Here is a 17488-nt window from a genome sequence, read left to right on the forward strand (position 1 = left end):
GTGGATGTAAAAAGCGACATCCACCCTTGCGAGGCCAGCCCGTTCCGTAGGGTGGACCACGCTTCACCGGTCCACCATTCGTGGCCCGGCAAGGCTCCGATATTGCTCCAGCTCAATACCTCGCCAAGGCGGCCTCCCTAGAATCGCGCGTCCATCGCCTACCCCCGCGAGCCGCGCCATGCACCGTCCCGAATTGCTCTCCCCCGCCGGCACCCTCAAGGCCATGCGCTACGCCTTCGCCTATGGCGCCGATGCGGTCTACGCCGGCCAGCCACGCTACAGCCTGCGGGTACGCAACAACGAGTTCGACCACGCCAACCTGGCCCTCGGCATCGCGGAAGCCCACGCCGCCGGCAAGTCCTTCTATGTGGTGGTGAACATCGCTCCGCACAACGCCAAGCTGCGCACCTTCCTCAAGGACCTGGAACCGGTGGTAGCCATGGGGCCGGATGCCCTGATCATGTCCGACCCTGGCCTGATCATGCTGGTGCGCGAGCACTTCCCCGAGATGCCGATCCACCTCTCGGTGCAGGCCAACGCAGTGAACTGGGCCAGCGTGAAGTTCTGGCAGCAGCAGGGGCTCAGTCGGGTGATCCTGTCCCGCGAGCTGTCCCTGGACGAGATCGGCGAAATCCGCCAGCAGGTGCCGGGCATGGAGCTGGAAGTCTTCGTCCACGGCGCACTGTGCATGGCCTATTCCGGGCGCTGCCTGCTGTCCGGCTACCTCAACCACCGCGACCCCAACCAGGGCACCTGCACCAACGCCTGCCGCTGGCAGTACGGTGCGAAACCGGCGCAGCAGGACGAGCTGGGCCACCTGGTGCCCACCCTGGGCTGCGGCGCGCCCAGCGGACGGCTGTTCCTGCTGGAGGAGGCCAATCGCCCCGGCGAGCTGATGTCCGCCTGGGAGGACGAGCACGGCACCTACATCATGAACTCCAAGGACCTGCGCGCCGTGCACCATGTCGAGCGGTTGCTGCGCATGGGCGTGCACTCGCTGAAGATAGAGGGCCGCACCAAATCCCACTTCTACGTGGCGCGCACTGCCCAGGCCTATCGCAGGGCCATCGACGACGCCCAGGCCGGGCGCCCCTTCGACCGCTCGCTGATGGACGACCTGGAGTCACTGGCCAACCGTGGCTACACCGAGGGCTTCCTGCGCCGCCACGTGCATGACGAGTACCAGAACTACGAGCACGGTTACTCCCTGGCCGAGCGCCAGCAGTTCGTCGGCGAGCTGACCGGGGTGGTGCGCCAGGGCCTGGCGGAGGTACGGGTGAAGAACCACTTCGCGGTGGGCGACCGCCTGCAGCTGATGACGCCGAAGGGCAACCTGGACTTCCGCCTGGAAGCCCTGGAAAACCGCTTCGGCGAACGCAAGGTGATCGCGCCGGGGGACGGCCATGTCCTCTACCTGCCTGTGCCGACGGACCTTCCCCTGGAGAACGCCCTGCTGCTGCGCTGGTTCAGCACCGGAAACAGCCGGACGACGGCAAGCGCCTGAGGGGAGCCCCGGGCCGCCGCTTCGCGTTTTCTCCCGTAGGGTGGACCACGCTTTACCGGTCCACCAGCGGAGTCATGCTGAGCAGCGTTGGTGGATCAGAAAAGCGCGATCCACCCTACCAGAGCCAGCCACTTTCATCGCCAAAGCGCCGTGGCCTGCTCCTCGAGCAGGCGAGCGAACTGCGGCGCCTCCACCGGCGGGCTGATCAGGTAGCCCTGGATCTCGTCGCAACGCTGGCTGCGCAGGAAGTTCAGCTGCTCCTGGTTCTCCACGCCCTCGGCCACCACCTTCAGCTCCAGGCTGTGGGCCATGGCGATGATGGCGCGGGTGATGGCGGCGTCCTCGCTGCCGGCGGAGAGGTCACGGATGAAGGTCTGGTCGATCTTCACGTAATCCACCGGGAAGCGCTTGAGGTAGCTCAGGGACGAATAGCCGGTGCCGAAGTCGTCGATCGCCAGCTTCACCCCCAGTTGGCGCAGCTGGTGGAAGGTGGCGATGACGTTCTCGACGTTTTCCAGCAGGTGGCTTTCGGTCAGTTCCAGTTCCAGCAGGCGCGCCGCCAGGCCGGACTCCTCCAGCACCTGGCGCACCAGGCTGACCAGGTTGCCCTGGCGCAGCTGGTGCATCGACAGGTTCACCGAGACGCGGATGTCCGCCAGGCCCTGGCGCTGCCATTCGCGGGCCTGCTGGCAGGCCTGGCGCAGCACGAACTCGCCGATGGGGGCAATTAGACCGGTCTCCTCGGCCAGGCCGATGAAGTCCCCCGGCGGCACCAGTCCCTGCTGCGGATGGCGCCAGCGCACCAGCGCCTCGGCGGCGTTCAGGCCGTTGTCGGCCAGGCCCAGCTTGGGCTGGTAGAAGACTTCCAGCTGGCCTTCCTCGATCGCCTTGCGCAGCTGGTTCTCCAGCTGCAGGCGCTCCAGGGTGCAGGCCTGGAGGTTGTCGGTGAAGAACTGGAAGGTGTTGCCGCCCAGGTGCTTGGCATGCTGCATGGCCATGTTGGCCTGGCTGATCAGCGCGGTGATGTCGCGGGCGTTGTCCGGCAGCAGGCTGATGCCCAGGGAGCCGCCGATCACCAGCTCGTGGCCGCCCACGGTCATGGGCATGCGCAACTTGCCAAGCAGGCGGCTGGCCTGGCGCGCCAGACTGGCGAGGCTGCCATAGGCGTCGAGGATCAGGGCGAACTCGTCGCCGGCCAGGCGCGCGATGGTGTCGGCTTCCGGCACCGCCTGGGTCAGGCGGCGGCTGACCTGGCGCAGCAGCTGATCGGCCACTTCATGGCCGAGGCTGTCATTGAGCACCTTGAAGCGGTCCAGGTCGATGTGCAGCAGCGCCAGGCTGCGACCGCTCTGCCGCGCGCGCTGGCTGGCCTCGTGCAGGCGGTCCTTGAACAGGGTGCGGTTGGCCAGGCCCGTGAGCTCGTCGTAGCTGGAGAGGTAGCGCAGGCGCTCCTCGGCCTCGCGGCGCGCGGTGAGGTCAGCGAAGAAACCGACTATGTGGCTGACCTGGCCCCGCGAATCTCGCACCACATTGAGCTGCAGCCACTGCGGGTAGAGCTCGCCGTTCTTGCGCGTGTCCATCAGCTCGCCCTGCCAGCTGCCGCTCTGTTCCAGTTCTTCGCGGATCAGGTGGTAGCGCCGACGGGCCTCGCGATTGCCGAGCAGGGTGGCGACGCTGCGCCCCATGACTTCGTCCTGGCGGTAGCCAGTGACCTGGCTGAAGGCCGCGTTGATCTGGATCACCCGGTATTCCGGGTCGAGGATGACAATGCCTTCGCTGGCCGCCTCGAACACCGTGGCCGCCAGCCGCTGCTCCTCGTCCCGGGCCTTGCGCGCAGTGATGTCGCGACGGGTGCCGAGCATGCGCAGCACCTTGCCCTGCTCGTCGCGCTCCACCACCCGGCCGCGGTCTTCCACCCAAACCCAGTGGCCGTCGTTGTGGCGCACCCGGTAGTCGATGGAATAGCCGTCGGTACGGCCCTTGAGGTGTTCCACCAGGGCGCGGCGCAGCAGGGGCAGGTCGTCCGGGTGCAGGCGCGGCTTGAGGTCACTGAGCACGCGGGTAATGTCCTCGGCCTCGATACCGAAGATCGCCTTGAGCTGGGAGTGATGCACCTCGTCGGATTCCAGGTTCCAGTCCCACAGCCCCAGCTCGCTGGCCTCCAGAGCCAGTGCCAGGCGCGCCTCGCTCTTGGAGAGAGCGTGGCTCGCGTCGGCCAGCTCCAGGGTGCGCTGGGCCACGCGCATCTCCAGTTCGCCGTGGGCCCGGCGCAGTTCGCGTTCGGCGCGGCGGCGCTGTTCGACCTCGCGCTCCAGCTCTTCGTTGAGGCCTTCGGTGCGGCCCTTGGCCTGTTCGAGATGGCTGATCAGCGCCTGGTTCTGGAAGCGCTGCAACAGGCTGCGCTGCACCAGCCGGTTGACCTGCCAGGCCACCACCATGAGCGAGACCAGCAGGATCAGGCCGAGTACGCCCCAACCCTGCAACAGGGTCGTGTCGCTTAGTAGCAGGTAGGTGATGGAGGGCAGCAGACAGGGCAAGGCAAAGGTGAGGAAGGCTGAAAGGCTGACTGCGTAGGCGACACTGGCGGAGAGGATGGCGGCGGCGATCAGGCCGTAGACCAGCGCCTGCTGCAGGAAGGCATCCGGCGGCACCAGGGCCACGGCGGCAAAGGCCAGGGTCAGGCCGGATGCCCCAGCGCCGAAGAGGAAAGCCCGGCGCCAGCGCGGGCAGGCCTGTTGCGACGGCTCGGCGTGCTTGAAGGCGGCCACCTGGGTCAGGCGCAAGACCGCCAGCAGCACCAGCCAGGCGAGCCAGCCGCCGAGCAGCAGACTGTTGCCCGGCCCCCAGAGCAAGTAGGCGCAGGCCAGGCCGTTGAGCAGCATGAACAGGGTGGGAACCTGCGAACCCTGGTAAAGCAGGCGGGTGCGTTCGGCGGCGATGTCGGTGGCGAACAGGTGGCGGATCTCGCGGCTGTCGGCAAGCGAGAGGGTCCGGCCGACGGGCGTGGAATTGGCGGTCATAGGCGCTTTTTTGTATTGGTCTGCCTAAGCGAGCCCGGAGCTTACCCGAGCGGAAGTGGCTGTCCATAGCTTTATGTGCGAGGTTCCGGACAAGCGCGCCCCTACTTTCGGAGGGTCTCTGACGCGGGGATCGGCAACCGTCCGGCCGACCAGCCGGTCGTCGGTTTGCCCTCCCCAACCCGCGCCCCTAGAATGCCGCGATGCGCGACGATCTCTCCCTCCTCCTGAACTCCCTCAACGACGCTCAACGCCAGGCCGTAGCGGCCCCGCTGGGGCGTCAACTGGTGCTTGCCGGCGCCGGTTCCGGCAAAACCCGCGTGCTGGTGCACCGCATCGCCTGGCTGATCCAGGTGGAGCAGGCCTCGCCCCACTCGATTCTGTCGGTGACCTTCACCAACAAGGCCGCCGCCGAGATGCGCCAGCGCATCGAGCAGCTGCTGGGCATCAACCCGGCGGGCATGTGGGTCGGCACCTTCCACGGCCTGGCGCACCGCCTGCTGCGGGCCCATTGGCAGGAAGCCGGCCTGGCCGAGAACTTCCAGATCCTCGACGGCGACGACCAGCAGCGCCTGGTCAAGCGGGTGATCCGCGAACTCGGCCTCGACGAGCAGCGCTGGCCGGCGCGCCAGGCCCAGTGGTTCATCAACGGCCAGAAGGACGAGGGCATCCGCCCACAGCACATCCAGGCCGGCGGCGACCTGTTCCTCGGCACCATGCTGAAGATCTACGAAGCCTACGAAGCCGCCTGCGCGCGCACCGGGGTGATCGATTTCTCCGAGCTGCTGCTGCGCGCCCTTGACCTCTGGCGCGACAGACCGAGCCTGCTGGAGCACTACCAGCGGCGCTTCCGCCATGTACTGGTGGACGAGTTCCAGGACACCAACGCCGTGCAGTACGCCTGGCTGCGCCTGCTCGCCAAGGGCGGCCAGAGCCTGATGGTGGTGGGCGACGACGACCAGTCCATCTATGGCTGGCGCGGCGCGCGGATCGAGAATATCCAGCAGTTCTCCAGCGATTTCCCCGACACCGAGGTGATCCGCCTGGAGCAGAACTACCGCTCCACCGCGGGAATTCTCAAGGCCGCCAACGCCCTGATCGCCAATAACCAGGGCCGCCTCGGCAAGGAACTCTGGACCGAAGGCGAAGACGGAGAGCCCATCGGCCTCTACGCCGCCTTCAACGAGCACGACGAAGCCCGCTACGTGGTGGAAAGCATCGAGAGCGCCCTGAAGGACGGCATGGCACGCAGCGAGATCGCCATCCTCTACCGCTCCAACGCCCAGTCGCGGGTGCTGGAAGAGGCCCTGCTGCGGGAGAAGATTCCCTACCGCATCTACGGCGGCCAGCGCTTCTTCGAGCGCGCCGAGATCAAGAACGCCATGGCCTATCTGCGCCTGCTCGACGGCCGCGGCAACGACGCGGCGCTGGAGCGGGTGATCAACGTGCCGCCGCGCGGCATCGGCGAGAAGACGGTGGAGAACATCCGCGAGTTCGCCCGCGTCAACGAAGTCGCCATGTGGGAAGCGATGCGCCTGATGATCGCCAACAAGGCCCTGGCCGGCCGCGCCTCCAGCGCCCTGGCGGCCTTCATGGAGCTGATCGAGAACCTCGCCGCCAAGGTGCTGGACATGCCGCTGCACCTGATGACCCAGACCGTGATCGAGCAGAGCGGCCTGGTGGCCTATCACAAGGACGAAAAGGGCGAGAAAGGCCAGGCCCGGGTGGAGAACCTGGAAGAACTGGTCAGCGCCGCCCGCGCCTTCGAGAACGAAGAAAGCGAGGAAGACCTCACGCCGCTGCAGGCCTTCCTCAGCCATGCCTCGCTGGAAGCCGGCGAGACCCAGGCCGACGCCTTCGAAGACAGCGTGCAGCTGATGACCCTGCACAGCGCCAAGGGCCTGGAATTCCCCCTGGTGTTCCTGGTGGGCATGGAAGAAGGCCTGTTCCCCCACAAGATGAGCATGGAAGACCCGACCCGCCTGGAGGAAGAACGCCGCCTGGCCTATGTCGGCGTCACCCGCGCCATGCAGCGCCTGGTGCTGACCTACGCCGAGACCCGCCGGCTCTACGGCAGCGAGACCTACAACAAGGTCTCGCGCTTCGTCCGCGAAGTGCCGCCGCAGCTGATCCGCGAAGTGCGCCTGAACAACAGCATCAGCCGCCCCATGGGCGCCGGCAGCCGGCACGGCTCGATCTTCGATGGTGCCGCCGTGCCGGAAACGCCCTTCTCCCTCGGCCAGCGTGTGCAGCACTCGTTGTTCGGCGAGGGCACCATCCTCAACTTCGAAGGCGCCGGCGCCCAGGCGCGGGTGCAGGTGAAGTTCGAGAACGAAGGCAGCAAGTGGCTGATGCTGGCCTACGCCAAGCTGCAGCCACTGTAGGGGCGAATTCATTCGCCAAGGTCAGCGCAGCTGCCCCAAGCACGCCTGAAGGGCGAACCTGCGGTTCGCCTGGCGATTGAAATCGCCCCTACAACAGCACAGCCGGCGGGCTCGCATCGTTCCGCCCGTCCGATCCACCTGTCACTCGCGCAAGCTTGGCCATACTGACTGGCGGAGGTAAGTCCATGCCCCGCTCGCCCAGCGCCCAGCAGATACTCGATTGCGCCCTGAACCTCGCCGATACCTGCGGCTGGGAAAGGCTGCACCTGTTCGAGGTGGCCAAGGAACTCGGCGTCGATCTCGACGCCATCGCCAAGCACTACAAGCAGAAGGACGACTTGGTGGAAGCCTGGTTCGACCGTGCCGACCAGGCCATGCTGGCCCGTGGCCGGGGCGGCGACCTGGAAGCCCTGAGCGCCGAGAAACGCCTGGAGGAACTGCTGATGGCCTGGCTCGCCGGCCTGTCGGCACACCGCTCGGTAACCGGGCAGATGCTGCTCTACAAGCTGGAGCCCGGCCATTTCCACCTGCAGGTGCTGGGCCTGTTGCGGGTCAGCCGCACCGTGCAGTGGTGGCGCGAGGCGGCGCAGCGGGAAACCCTGCACCTGCGCCGCATCGCCGAAGAAAGCCTGCTCACCGGCGCCTACCTGCGTACCTTCATCCACTGGCTGCGCCACCCGATGGAAGACGAGGCCGACCTGCGTGCCGTGCTGCGCCAGCAGTTGCGTTGCGGGCCGCTGGTATTCCTGCTGCGCAGATGAACGGCATGCTCGGATAAGGCCGGCGGACCTGTCCGACAAAATCCCGAAACACTCTCCCCCTAGCTATAGTCGGCGCGACTGTGCAGCATGGCGCGCGTAGATTCATAACCAAGAGAAGCCTCTGATGCGCCGATTCCTCAGTATTGCCCTGGCCCTCTGCGTCGGCCTGACGCTCAGCCTGGATGTCAACGCCGCCAAGCGTATGGGCGGCGGCAAGTCCTTTGGCTCCGCGCCGACCCACCAGACCCGCCAGGCTGCCCCCGCCCAGCAAACTCCGAACACCGCCGCCCCTGCCACCGCCGGCAAACCGGCCGCCGCAAGCGGCGCCTCCCGTTGGCTCGGCCCGCTGGCCGGTATCGCCGCCGGTGGCCTGCTCGCCTCCATGTTCATGGGCGACGGCTTCGACGGCATGCAGATCTTCGACTTCCTGATCATCGGCCTGATCGCCTTCCTGATCTTCCGCTTCCTGGCCGCACGCAAGCGCGCCCAGCACCAGGGCCAGCCGGCCGTGGCCGGCCACGCGCCCTTCCAGCGTGAAATGCCGCAGCAGCAGGCGCCGATCTTCGGCAGTGCCGCTCCGGCGGCAGTCCAGCCGGCCATCAATGCCCCGAGCTGGTTCAACGAGCAGCGCTTCATCGAAGCCGGCCGCGAGCACTTCATGGCCCTGCAGCAGCACTGGGATGCGGCCGAGATGGACAAGATCGCCGAGTTCGTCACCCCGCAGATGCTCAGCTTCCTCAAGGAAGAACGCGCCAGCCTGGGCGATGCCTACCAGTCCACCTACATCGACAACCTGCAGGTGCAGCTGGACGGCATCGACGAACTGGCCGACAAGACAGTCGCCACCCTGACCTTCAACGGCGTTTCCAAGTCCTCGCGCTTCGACCAGGGCGAGGCGTTCAGCGAAAGCTGGCGCATGGAGCGCGTGCATGGCGACAACCAGCCCTGGCTGGTGGCGGGCATCCGTCAGAACTGATCGACCCCGTAATGAAAAACCCCGGGCTTGCCCGGGGTTTTTCATTGGCGCCGACCGCCACCCCGCCGCCAGCGGCGGCGGGCGATGGAACGGCGGAACCAGAAGGGTGGCGGCTGCGGCAGCCGCGCGGGCCCCTTAGTGGCAGAGCTCGCAGACTTCGGCATCGGGCACCAGCTTGAGGTATTGGTCCATGCGCATGTGCACCAGGTTCTCGTGGTCCCCGGCTTCCAGGTAGATATCCCGCTGCCGCGTCAGCTGCGGGTCGACCAGCATCTTCATTCCGTAGGACTGGCCCAGCGCCGGCAGCGCGCCGAGTTCACAGTCTTTGAACAGGCCGGCGAGGGTCGCTTCGTTGGTGAGCTGCCAGTCCTTGGCATCCTTGCGCACCTTGCCCACATCCAGGTGGCGGCTGGCGGGCACCACCGCCATGAGGAAATGGCCTTCGCGGTCATCGAGTATCACCGGCTTGGCCAGGCGTTCCGCCGACACGTTGGCCACCCGCGCAGCCTCCAGGCTGGTGGCCGAGTGCGGGTGCGGGACCAGGTCGTACTGGGCATGCGCGCTTTCCAGACTGCGCTGCAGGGTTGCTGCCATTCTCATGATGCACCTCCCAAGGAGTGCGTGATTTCGGACTGCTCTGAGCAGAAACGTCAGTGCTCAAAGTTTAGACAGCGCAAAGGGTCCGGGCTGAAGCACTTGGTGCTGAAAAAGCGCCGCCACTGCCAGGACGGGCTTAAGCCAGGGCAGTCTGGGCCCCGCTCTTGCCCGCGCATCTACCCATGCTTTTTTCTTCCCGCCTCAGGCTACTGTATAAAGCGCATCCCAATGCATGAGGGCCTGCCGCCATGGAAGAAGTCATCGAACAGCTGCGCGAACTCAACGAACCGGTGCCGGTTCCCTTGGAGCTGCCCGACGAGGAGCTGCTGGTGGAGATCGAAGAGCAGCTGCTGATCAACCTGCCCTTCGAGCTGCGCGAGTTCCTGCTCAAGGTCAGCGACGTGGTGTATGGCCGCCTGGAGCCGGTGACCGTCACCGACCCGCAGTCCCATACCTACCTGCCGGAAGTCGCCGCCGTCGCCTGGGATCTGGGTGTGCCGCGCGACCTGGTGCCGCTCTGCCAGGACGGCCGCGACTACTACCTGGTGGATGGCGAAGGCGAAGTGCTGCTCTGGTCCGGCGACGAGGAAGAGCTCACCGACGAAAGCTGGGACTCGGTCTGGCACTGGGCACGGGACGTCTGGCTGACCAGCTGAACCCCATTGAACCCGGGAGGCGAGAGCAACGTCGTTGCCCGGTAGGGTACGCCATGCGCACCAGCGATTGAACACCGCGCCAGAGCCGATTCCGCAGGCGGTGCGCGCAGCGTACCCTACGGCGTGCGTCTCGCGTCGTCCCTCAGCGGTGATCATCCTGGCCCTGCTCCAGGGTCTCCATCAGGGCGATCTGCATTCGCGAATGCACGCGGATCAGCCAGCGCCAGAGCAATGCGCTGACGCCCGCCGCCAGCAGGGCGATGAGCACCAGCAGTTCCAGCGTGGGCAGGATGCTCGCCGACAGCGCCATCAGCAGTAGCATGATGCCCAGCAGCGAGAGCAGCGGGATCACCTCGGCTATCACCTTGCGCACCCGCTCGGTGTGGCGCCCGGCTTTGTCCGGGCTCACGCCCATCTCCGCCAGCAGCATGGACAGGGCCTTGAGCTTGCGGTAGGCAGCGATCAGGAAGGGCAGCGAAAGCAGCAGCGCGCCACCCCAGATCAGTGCCTTCTGCAGGTTGGGCGAAGCCACCCAGTCGCTCAGGTAACCGGCCAGGGTGCCGGCGAAATAGGCGCTGCCAAGGAAGATCGCCACCACCAGTGCCAGGTTCACCAGCACCTGCAGCAGGATCTTGCGGATCATCTTCGCCAGTACCGCGCTCTGGCCCTGGGGCTGGATGCTGCGCAGCCACTCGCCGTAGAGGCCGAACACACGCGACAACGGACGCGGCATCGCCTGTGCCAGCGTGATGGAAAGTGGGTCGGCGGCGCGGATCAGGTAGGGCGTCAGCAGGGTGGTGATGGCCGATACGGCGACTGCCACCGGATAGAGGAAGTCGCTGGTGACCTGCAGGGTGATGCCCAAGGCGGCGATGATGAAAGAGAACTCGCCGATCTGCGACAGGCCCATGCCGACCCGCAGCGAGGTGCGGCCGTCATTGCCGGCGATGAAGGCGCCGAGGCCGCAGGAAACCATCTTGCCCAGCACCACCGCGACCGTGATGACCGCGATCGGCCAGGCGTATTCCACCAGCACCTTGGGGTCGATCAACAGGCCGATGGCGACGAAGAAGATCGCGCTGAACATGTCGCGCACCGGCTCGATCAGCCGCTCGATCTGCACCAATTGGCGCGACTCGGCCATGATCGCGCCGATCAGGAAGGCCCCCAGCACCATGCTGTACTCCAGCTTCACCACCAGCAGGCAGAAGCCGAAGCACAGGCCGAGCACGGTCACCAGCAGCATCTCGTTGCTCTCGAACCTGGCCACGTAGGCCAGCAGGCGCGGCACCAGCAGGATGCCGACGACCAGGGCGACGATCATGAACAGGCTGAGCTTGCCCACGGTGGCGAACACTTCGCCGGTCTCCACCGAACCGCTCACGGCGATGCCCGACAGCAGCGCGATGATGCCGATGCCGAGGATGTCCTCGACTATCAGCACGCCGAAGATCAGTTGGGCGAAGCGCTCGTTCTTCATCTTCAGGTCGCCGAGCGCCTTGACGATGATGGTGGTGGAAGAAATCGCCAAGATCGCACCGAGGAACAGCGAATCCATGGTGCTCCAGCCGAAGTAGCTGCCAATCTCGTAGCCGATCCAGATCATCAGGATGATTTCCAGGAAGGCGGCAATGAAAGCGGTGGCCCCGACCCGGAACAGCTTGGCCAGGCTGAACTCGAGCCCCAGGCAGAACATCAGGAAGATCACCCCCAGCTCGGCGAGGATCTTGATGGTTTCCTCGTCGTGGATCAGCTCGAAGGGCGGCGTGTGCGGACCGATGATGAAGCCGGCGACTATGTAGCCCAGCACCACCGGCTGTTTAAAGCGGTGGAAAAGGATGGTCACCATGCCCGCGACCAGCATGATCACGGCGAGATCCTGGATGAAAGCGATGGCATGCATGGCGCGGACTCCTTTTCTGCAATGCGCGGCGCGGCGGGCCCGCGCGCGGGCTTCTCGCTCGGTTCCTGTGGAACCATGTAGGAAATAGGGAAGTTGAAGCTAAGAACTTTCGCAGGTTATCACTGCGCCTGGCAGCGCCAGACGGGCGCAACATACCGAAACATTTGCCGGCGGCCTGCAGCAGCGGGCACGGCTCGCTGCTGCAGGCACAGCGCCCCGCTCAGCCGCTGCTGCGGGCCTGGGCGAAGTCCAGTTCCAGGAGATTGAGGAGGAACTGGCCGAAGTAGCTCAGGTCCTGCTCGATGGCGAAGCGCGCGGCCTTGCCGTCACCGGCCAGCAGCGCCTTGAAGGCGTCCTCGTGGAAGTCGTTGAGACGCAAGGAGAGATCCGCCTCGGTAAACAGTCGGTTGAAGAAGGGGCCGACCTGTAGCCAGAGGGTCTCGATAGTGCGCAGCAGGATGGGATTGCCGCAGGCACGGTAAAGGGTCAGGTGGAACAGGCTGTTATCGGTCAGGTAACCCTGGACGTCACGCTGCAGGATGGCGGCGTCCATGCGTTCCATGCAGCCGCGCAGGTCGTCCAGGTCAGCTGTGGATAACTTGCCCGCTGCCGCTTCCACCGCCATGCCTTCCAGCGCCATGCGCACCTGGAAGATCTGCTTGAAGCGCTCGCGGGTCATGGGCGGCACACGCACCGAGCGCTGCGGCTCGCCCTCCAGTGCGCCTTCGGCCACCAGGCGCTGCAAGGCGGCACGCACCGGCATCGGGCTGGTGCCCCAGGCGGCCGCGAGATCACGGATCTTCAAGCGCTCGCCGGGTTTGAACTGGCCTGCCAACAGGCCCTCGCGTAGTCGTAGGTAAAGCTGTTCCTGCAGGTTCTCGGCCATGGGCATGTCACCGTGCAAGGGCCGGCGGCGCCGGCAGTTGGTTCAGGGTCAGGCTGCAGTTATGCATGGTTGGGTCGCCTTGTTCTCGAAAATATTGTCCGGGCTGGCGCCTACGCTTTCATGGGCGTGAGCGGCGGCGGAGTGTATCGCGGCGCCCGGCTCCGGTTCCGCTGTGCTTTCGGCTTACGCGGAGGGGCGCCACAGGCCCGTGCTGGACCAGCGGAACCGTTCCACCTGGCCACTCACTCGATCCTGTGATCACAAATACGGTTCCAAGTTAATTTTCAGCGGCTTTTTTCGCAAGCCTTGACAGAATTGTGATCACAAAACAGGATGTGCAAAAAAACGAACGAGGTGTTCAGACATGACTTCCAGTGGCATCGCCGAAAGCGCCGTGGCAACCCTGGCCGCCCGCGAGCGCGAGCGCTTTGTGCAGCAGAATCCGAAGTCCATCGCCCTGGCCGAGCGCGCCCGCCATTCGCTATTCGGCGGCGTGCCCATGCACTGGATGAGCGACTGGTCCACGCCCAGCCCGCTGTTCGTGAACCGCGCCAAAGGCGCACGCTTCCATGACGTGGACGGCCACGAATACGTGGACTTCTGCCTGGGCGACACCGGCAGCATGTTCGGCCACTCCCCCGAGCCCATCGCCCGCGCCATCGCCGAACAGGGCGCCAACGGCCTGACCACCATGCTTCCCGGCGAAGACGCCGTGGTCGCCGGCGAGCTGCTGGCCGAGCGTTTCGGCCTGCCCTACTGGCAGGTAGCGACCACCGCCACCGACGCCAACCGTTTCGTGCTGCGCTGGGCCCGCGCCATCACCGGGCGCAAGGTGCTGCTGGTGTTCGACGGCTGCTACCACGGCACGGTGGACGACGTCATGGTGCGCTACCGCGAAGGCCGCACCGTGCACCGCTCCGGCCTGATCGGCCAGGCCTACGACCTGACCCGCTACAGCCGCTCGGTCCCCTTCAACGACCTCGCCGCGCTGGAAGCGGCCCTGGCCCAGGGCGACGTCGCCGCAGTGCTTTGCGAGCCGGCGATGACCAATATCGGCATGGTCCTGCCCGAGCCCGGCTACATGGAGCGCCTGCGCGAACTGACCCGCAAGCACGGTAGCCTGCTGATCATCGACGAGACCCACACCATCTCCACCGGCCCCGGCGGCTGCACCCGCAGCTGGAACCTGGAACCGGACTTCATCACCCTCGGCAAGCCCATCGCCGGCGGCGTACCCTGCTCGGTCTACGGCTGCAGCGCGGAAATGGCCCAGGCCATGCAAAGCGTCCGCCGCCATGCCAGCGAGAACAGCCATGGCCACGGCCACAGCGGCATGGGCACCACCCTCTCGGCAAACGCTCTGGCCATGCATTGCATGCGCGCCCACCTGGAGTCGGTGATGACCGAGGCCGCCTACGCCCACATGCTGCCGCTGGCCACACGCCTGGCCGATGGCTTCCGCGGACTTATCCACAAGCACCGCCTGAACTGGTCGGTGACCGAGCTGGGCGCACGCTGCGAATTCCAGTTCTGCGCCACGCCGCCGAAGACTGGCGCCGAGGCCGAGGCGGCCTTCCACGACAGCCTGCAGATGGCCCTGCACCTCTACCTGATCAACCGCGGCATCCTGATCACCCCGTTCCACAACATGACCCTGTGCTGCCCGGACACCTCGGCGGCCGACGTCGACCGTCTGATCGCGACCCTCGACGACGCCCTCACCGAGCTGCTGGCCATCCCCGGCGCTCGTCAATGACATATGACCTGTAGGAGCGAGCTTGCTCGCGAACCTTCGGGCTATTCGCGAGCAAGCGCCTACAGGGACGATGCCAACATTCCGCGCCGCAAAAGGCGGCCCAGAGGTTCACCATGCGATTCGCCGATATCCAGGAAGCCCGTGACTTCCTCGAACACCACCCTGAGGTGCGCAGCCTCGAACTCTTCCTCATCGACGCCAACGGCGTGCCGCGCGGCAAGCTGCTGCACCGTGACGAGCTGCTGGCCATCTACGAGAACGGCCGGCCCCTGCCCAGCTCCATCCTCGCGCTGACCATCCAGGGCGAAGACGTGGAAGGCACCGGGCTGGTCTGGGAGGTGGCCGACGCCGACTGCTGGACCTATCCCCTGCCCGGCAGCCTGACCCTGCAACCCTGGCGCGCGACGCCCACCGGCCAGTTGCAGGTCAGCATGCACCCCAGCCAGGGCCTACCGGCCACCCCGGCCGACCCGCGTCACGCCCTGGTGCGGGTGATCGACCGCCTCAAGGCCGACGGCTTCCACCCGGTGATGGCGGTGGAGCTGGAGTTCTACCTGCTGGACAAGCAGCGCGATGCCAGCGGCCGCCCGCAGCCGGCCCTGCAGATGAATGGCGTCCGCCCGGAAGCACCACAGGTCTACGGGGTCTATGAGCTGGAGCAGCTGCAACCCTTCCTCGACGACCTCTACGCCGCCTGCGAAGTCCAGGGCCTGCCGGTGCGCACGGCGATCTCCGAGTACGCGCCGGGCCAGGTCGAGCTGACCCTGGAACACCGCTTCGACGCGCTCCAGGCGGTGGACGAAGGCGTGCGCTACAAGCGCCTGGTCAAGGGCGTGGCGAACCGGCACGGGCTGCAGGCCTGCTTCATGGCCAAGCCCTTCGGCGACCGCGCCGGCAGTGGACTGCACATGCACGTCAGCCTCGCCGACGCCGAGGGCAACAACCTGTACGCCAGCAAAGACCCCCACGGCACGCCGCTGCTGCGCCACTCCATCGGCGGCATGATGACTACCCTGCTGGATTCCCTCGCCATCTTCTGCCCCAACGCCAACTCCTTCCGCCGTTTCCAGGCCAACAGCTACGCGCCGCTGGCCAAGAGCTGGGGAGTGAACAACCGCACCGTGTCCTTCCGCGTGCCGGGCGGGCCGGCGAAAAGCCGGCACATCGAGCACCGCATCTGCGGCGCCGACGCCAACCCCTACCTGGCTGCCGCAGCGATACTCGCCGGCATCCACCACGGCATCCGCGAGCAGATCGACCCGGGCGTGCCTATCAGCGGCAACGGTTATGCACAGGCCAAGGAGTTTCTTCCCACCGACTGGCTCAGCGCCCTGCGCGCGCTGGAAGAGTCGACCTGGGCCCGCGACGCCCTCGGCGAGGATTTCCTCCGGGTGTTCCTGGCGATCAAGCAGGAGGAATACCGCCAGTTCATGGGCGAGGTGGGCGAGCAGGACTGGCGCTGGTACCTGACCCACGCCTGAGGATCGGCTAGGCTCAGTGGCAAAGCCCCTCTCCCGCCAGGCCCTCCCGATGAAGGCTGCCATCCTTGCGCTGCTGCTGTCTTTCCTCAGCGTTTGCGAAGCGGAGCTGTTGCGTGTGGGCCTGGAAAGCCAGGACTACCTGCCCTACTACCGCGCCCTCCCTGGGCGCCCCGCCGAAGGCTATGCCATCGACTTGCTGCAGCGCTTCGCCAGCAGCCAAGGCATGTCCCTGGAGCTCGAAGCGCTGCCGATCAACCGGCTGCACCGCAACCTGCAGACCACCGACCGGCTGATGCTGGTATTTCCGGACAATCCCGCCTGGTCGCGCCAGCTCAAGGGCGACGTTCGCATACACTACAGCCGCCCGGCGGTCCGTATCGTCGACGGTAGCCTGGTGCTGCGCGAACACCTGGGACGCGGCATGGCTGCGGTGCGCCGACTCGGTACGATACGCGGCTTCACTCCCGAGGCCTGGCTCCAGCGCCTGCAGGGCGGCCAGGTGCAACTGGTGGAGGCCAGCGATATCGGCAGCCTGGTGCGCATGCTGCTACGCCAGCGCATCGATGCCCTCTATGCCAACCCGGAAGTGCTGCGTTACTACCTGATCGAACACACTGACCTGGGTGGCGACCGCCTCCAGCTGGACCCTGAACTGCCCCAGGCTCAGACCGCCTTCCATGCCAGCAGCCTGAACCACCCGGAATTGCTCGAAGCCTTCGACCGCTTTCTCGCCGATCAGGCCGCGGAGCTGGCTCAGCTCCGCCGCGAGTATGGCCTGGCCTGCGGGCCCAGTGACCGGGTGGAGGCCCTGCCGGCCTGCAACCAGGCAGCCGGGGCCCCCTGACGCCAAGTTACCCACAGGGCCGCGTTCGTCGATTGCATGGGGCCGCCACTGTGGCGCCCCGCCTCCAGCCTGCGTCTACCCCAGACAGACCCCATACCGACGAGGCCAGCATGGAACCCGGAACCGCACAATTGTCGATGACCGTACTCATGACCCCTGACATGGCCAACTTCTCGGGCAATGTCCATGGCGGAACCTTGCTCAAGTACCTGGACGAAGTGGCATACGCGTGCGCCAGCCGCTATGCCGGTCGATACGTAGTGACCCTCTCGGTGGACCAGGTGATCTTCCGCGAGCCCATCCATGTCGGCGAGCTGGTCACCTTCCTCGCCTCGGTGAACTACACCGGCAACACCTCCATGGAAGTGGGCATAAAGGTCGTCACCGAAAACATCCGCGAACGCTCGGTGCGCCATACCAACAGCTGCTTCTTCACCATGGTCGCCCTCGATGACGAGCGCCGCCCCGCGCAGGTGCCGCCCCTGCAGCCGCAGAGCGCCGACGAGAAGCGCCGCTATGCCCAGGCCCAGCAGCGTCGACAGATCCGCCAGGAACTGGAACAGCGCTACCAGGAAATGCGCGAGGGCAGCTGAGCCCTCGCTTCCACTTTGCTCCTAGATTCAGTGGATGGTGCTGTGGGTAACTTGTAGAGCAAGTACTACAGCCCAGCCCCCATGCGTCCGCCCGCCTTTCGAGCATTTTCTGAACGACTTCAGGCACTTG

13 protein-coding genes are annotated in these 17488 nt (G+C 66.1%); 9 read left to right on the forward strand and 4 right to left on the reverse strand.

Annotated elements, in window-relative coordinates:
• Positions 1 to 178 precede the first annotated feature (178 nt).
• Positions 179 to 1504, forward strand: a complete 1326-nt coding sequence (gene yegQ / locus E8F12_RS18545) for a tRNA 5-hydroxyuridine modification protein YegQ (protein ID WP_280326673.1) — start codon at positions 179 to 181, stop codon at positions 1502 to 1504.
• 134 nt (positions 1505 to 1638) lie between these two features.
• Here the strand turns inward: yegQ and E8F12_RS18550 are convergent, their stop codons facing one another.
• Positions 1639 to 4524 (reverse strand): EAL domain-containing protein, encoded by a 2886-nt coding sequence (locus tag E8F12_RS18550; RefSeq protein WP_280326674.1) that lies wholly within the window; start codon positions 4522 to 4524, stop codon positions 1639 to 1641.
• A 200-nt stretch (positions 4525 to 4724) separates the two neighbouring features.
• Here E8F12_RS18550 and uvrD point away from each other — a divergent pair, with 200 nt between their 5' ends.
• From uvrD to E8F12_RS18565, 3 genes are all read left to right on the forward strand, one after another.
• The gene (gene uvrD, locus E8F12_RS18555; protein ID WP_280326675.1) at positions 4725 to 6905 is read left to right on the forward strand and encodes a DNA helicase II; all 2181 of its coding nucleotides are present in this window, start codon (positions 4725 to 4727) and stop codon (positions 6903 to 6905) included.
• Positions 6906 to 7090: 185 nt separating this feature from the next.
• A complete protein-coding gene (locus tag E8F12_RS18560; protein ID WP_280326676.1) occupies positions 7091 to 7666 on the forward strand; it encodes a TetR/AcrR family transcriptional regulator in 576 nt (191 codons plus the stop codon).
• Positions 7667 to 7790: 124 nt separating this feature from the next.
• A complete protein-coding gene (locus tag E8F12_RS18565; protein WP_280326677.1) occupies positions 7791 to 8642 on the forward strand; it encodes a Tim44 domain-containing protein in 852 nt (283 codons plus the stop codon).
• A gap of 135 nt (positions 8643 to 8777) precedes the next feature.
• On the opposite strand, the gene E8F12_RS18570 is transcribed toward E8F12_RS18565, so the two are convergent.
• On the reverse strand, positions 8778 to 9242 hold the full coding sequence (locus E8F12_RS18570) for a YbaK/EbsC family protein (RefSeq protein ID WP_280292036.1): 465 nt from the start codon (positions 9240 to 9242) through the stop codon (positions 8778 to 8780).
• Between the two features lie 245 nt (positions 9243 to 9487).
• On the opposite strand from E8F12_RS18570, the gene E8F12_RS18575 reads away from it, so the two are divergent.
• Positions 9488 to 9895 (forward strand): SMI1/KNR4 family protein, encoded by a 408-nt coding sequence (locus E8F12_RS18575; protein ID WP_280326678.1) that lies wholly within the window; start codon positions 9488 to 9490, stop codon positions 9893 to 9895.
• Positions 9896 to 10037: 142 nt separating this feature from the next.
• Here E8F12_RS18575 and E8F12_RS18580 read toward each other — a convergent pair whose 3' ends face one another.
• Positions 10038 to 11798 carry a cation:proton antiporter gene (locus E8F12_RS18580; RefSeq protein WP_280326679.1) on the reverse strand — a complete coding sequence of 587 codons (1761 nt, stop codon included), beginning with the start codon at positions 11796 to 11798 and terminating at the stop codon, positions 10038 to 10040.
• Positions 11799 to 12018: 220 nt separating this feature from the next.
• A complete protein-coding gene (locus E8F12_RS18585) occupies positions 12019 to 12684 on the reverse strand; it encodes a GntR family transcriptional regulator (protein WP_280326680.1) in 666 nt (221 codons plus the stop codon).
• 364 nt (positions 12685 to 13048) lie between these two features.
• On the opposite strand from E8F12_RS18585, the gene E8F12_RS18590 reads away from it, so the two are divergent.
• The 4 genes from E8F12_RS18590 to E8F12_RS18605 all read left to right on the forward strand — a co-directional run bounded on the left by E8F12_RS18590 (position 13049) and on the right by E8F12_RS18605 (position 17358).
• Positions 13049 to 14440 carry an aspartate aminotransferase family protein gene (locus tag E8F12_RS18590; RefSeq protein ID WP_280326681.1) on the forward strand — a complete coding sequence of 464 codons (1392 nt, stop codon included), beginning with the start codon at positions 13049 to 13051 and terminating at the stop codon, positions 14438 to 14440.
• A gap of 113 nt (positions 14441 to 14553) precedes the next feature.
• Complete coding sequence (locus tag E8F12_RS18595) at positions 14554 to 15921, forward strand: glutamine synthetase family protein (protein WP_280326682.1); 1368 nt, start codon at positions 14554 to 14556, stop codon at positions 15919 to 15921.
• Between the two features lie 49 nt (positions 15922 to 15970).
• The gene (locus tag E8F12_RS18600) at positions 15971 to 16765 is read left to right on the forward strand and encodes a transporter substrate-binding domain-containing protein (protein WP_280326683.1); all 795 of its coding nucleotides are present in this window, start codon (positions 15971 to 15973) and stop codon (positions 16763 to 16765) included.
• Between the two features lie 110 nt (positions 16766 to 16875).
• Positions 16876 to 17358, forward strand: coding sequence for an acyl-CoA thioesterase (locus E8F12_RS18605; RefSeq protein WP_280326684.1), 483 nt, complete (start codon positions 16876 to 16878; stop codon positions 17356 to 17358).
• The last annotated feature ends 130 nt before the right edge of the window (positions 17359 to 17488 follow it).

Source organism: Pseudomonas sp. BN102, from assembly GCF_029871245.1.
GTDB lineage: Bacteria > Pseudomonadota > Gammaproteobacteria > Pseudomonadales > Pseudomonadaceae > Metapseudomonas.

Coding starts and splice junctions, on each gene's coding strand:
- E8F12_RS18565 (WP_280326677.1), top strand. CDS start 7,791: ATGCGCCGATTCCTCAGTATTGCCCTGGCCCTCTGCGTCGGCCTGACG.
- E8F12_RS18560 (WP_280326676.1), top strand. CDS start 7,091: ATGCCCCGCTCGCCCAGCGCCCAGCAGATACTCGATTGCGCCCTGAAC.
- E8F12_RS18575 (WP_280326678.1), top strand. CDS start 9,488: ATGGAAGAAGTCATCGAACAGCTGCGCGAACTCAACGAACCGGTGCCG.
- yegQ (WP_280326673.1), top strand. CDS start 179: ATGCACCGTCCCGAATTGCTCTCCCCCGCCGGCACCCTCAAGGCCATG.
- E8F12_RS18595 (WP_280326682.1), top strand. CDS start 14,554: ATGCGATTCGCCGATATCCAGGAAGCCCGTGACTTCCTCGAACACCAC.
- E8F12_RS18600 (WP_280326683.1), top strand. CDS start 15,971: ATGAAGGCTGCCATCCTTGCGCTGCTGCTGTCTTTCCTCAGCGTTTGC.
- E8F12_RS18550 (WP_280326674.1), bottom strand. CDS start 4,524: ATGACCGCCAATTCCACGCCCGTCGGCCGGACCCTCTCGCTTGCCGAC.
- uvrD (WP_280326675.1), top strand. CDS start 4,725: ATGCGCGACGATCTCTCCCTCCTCCTGAACTCCCTCAACGACGCTCAA.
- E8F12_RS18590 (WP_280326681.1), top strand. CDS start 13,049: ATGACTTCCAGTGGCATCGCCGAAAGCGCCGTGGCAACCCTGGCCGCC.
- E8F12_RS18585 (WP_280326680.1), bottom strand. CDS start 12,684: ATGGCCGAGAACCTGCAGGAACAGCTTTACCTACGACTACGCGAGGGC.
- E8F12_RS18570 (WP_280292036.1), bottom strand. CDS start 9,242: ATGAGAATGGCAGCAACCCTGCAGCGCAGTCTGGAAAGCGCGCATGCC.
- E8F12_RS18605 (WP_280326684.1), top strand. CDS start 16,876: ATGGAACCCGGAACCGCACAATTGTCGATGACCGTACTCATGACCCCT.
- E8F12_RS18580 (WP_280326679.1), bottom strand. CDS start 11,798: ATGCATGCCATCGCTTTCATCCAGGATCTCGCCGTGATCATGCTGGTC.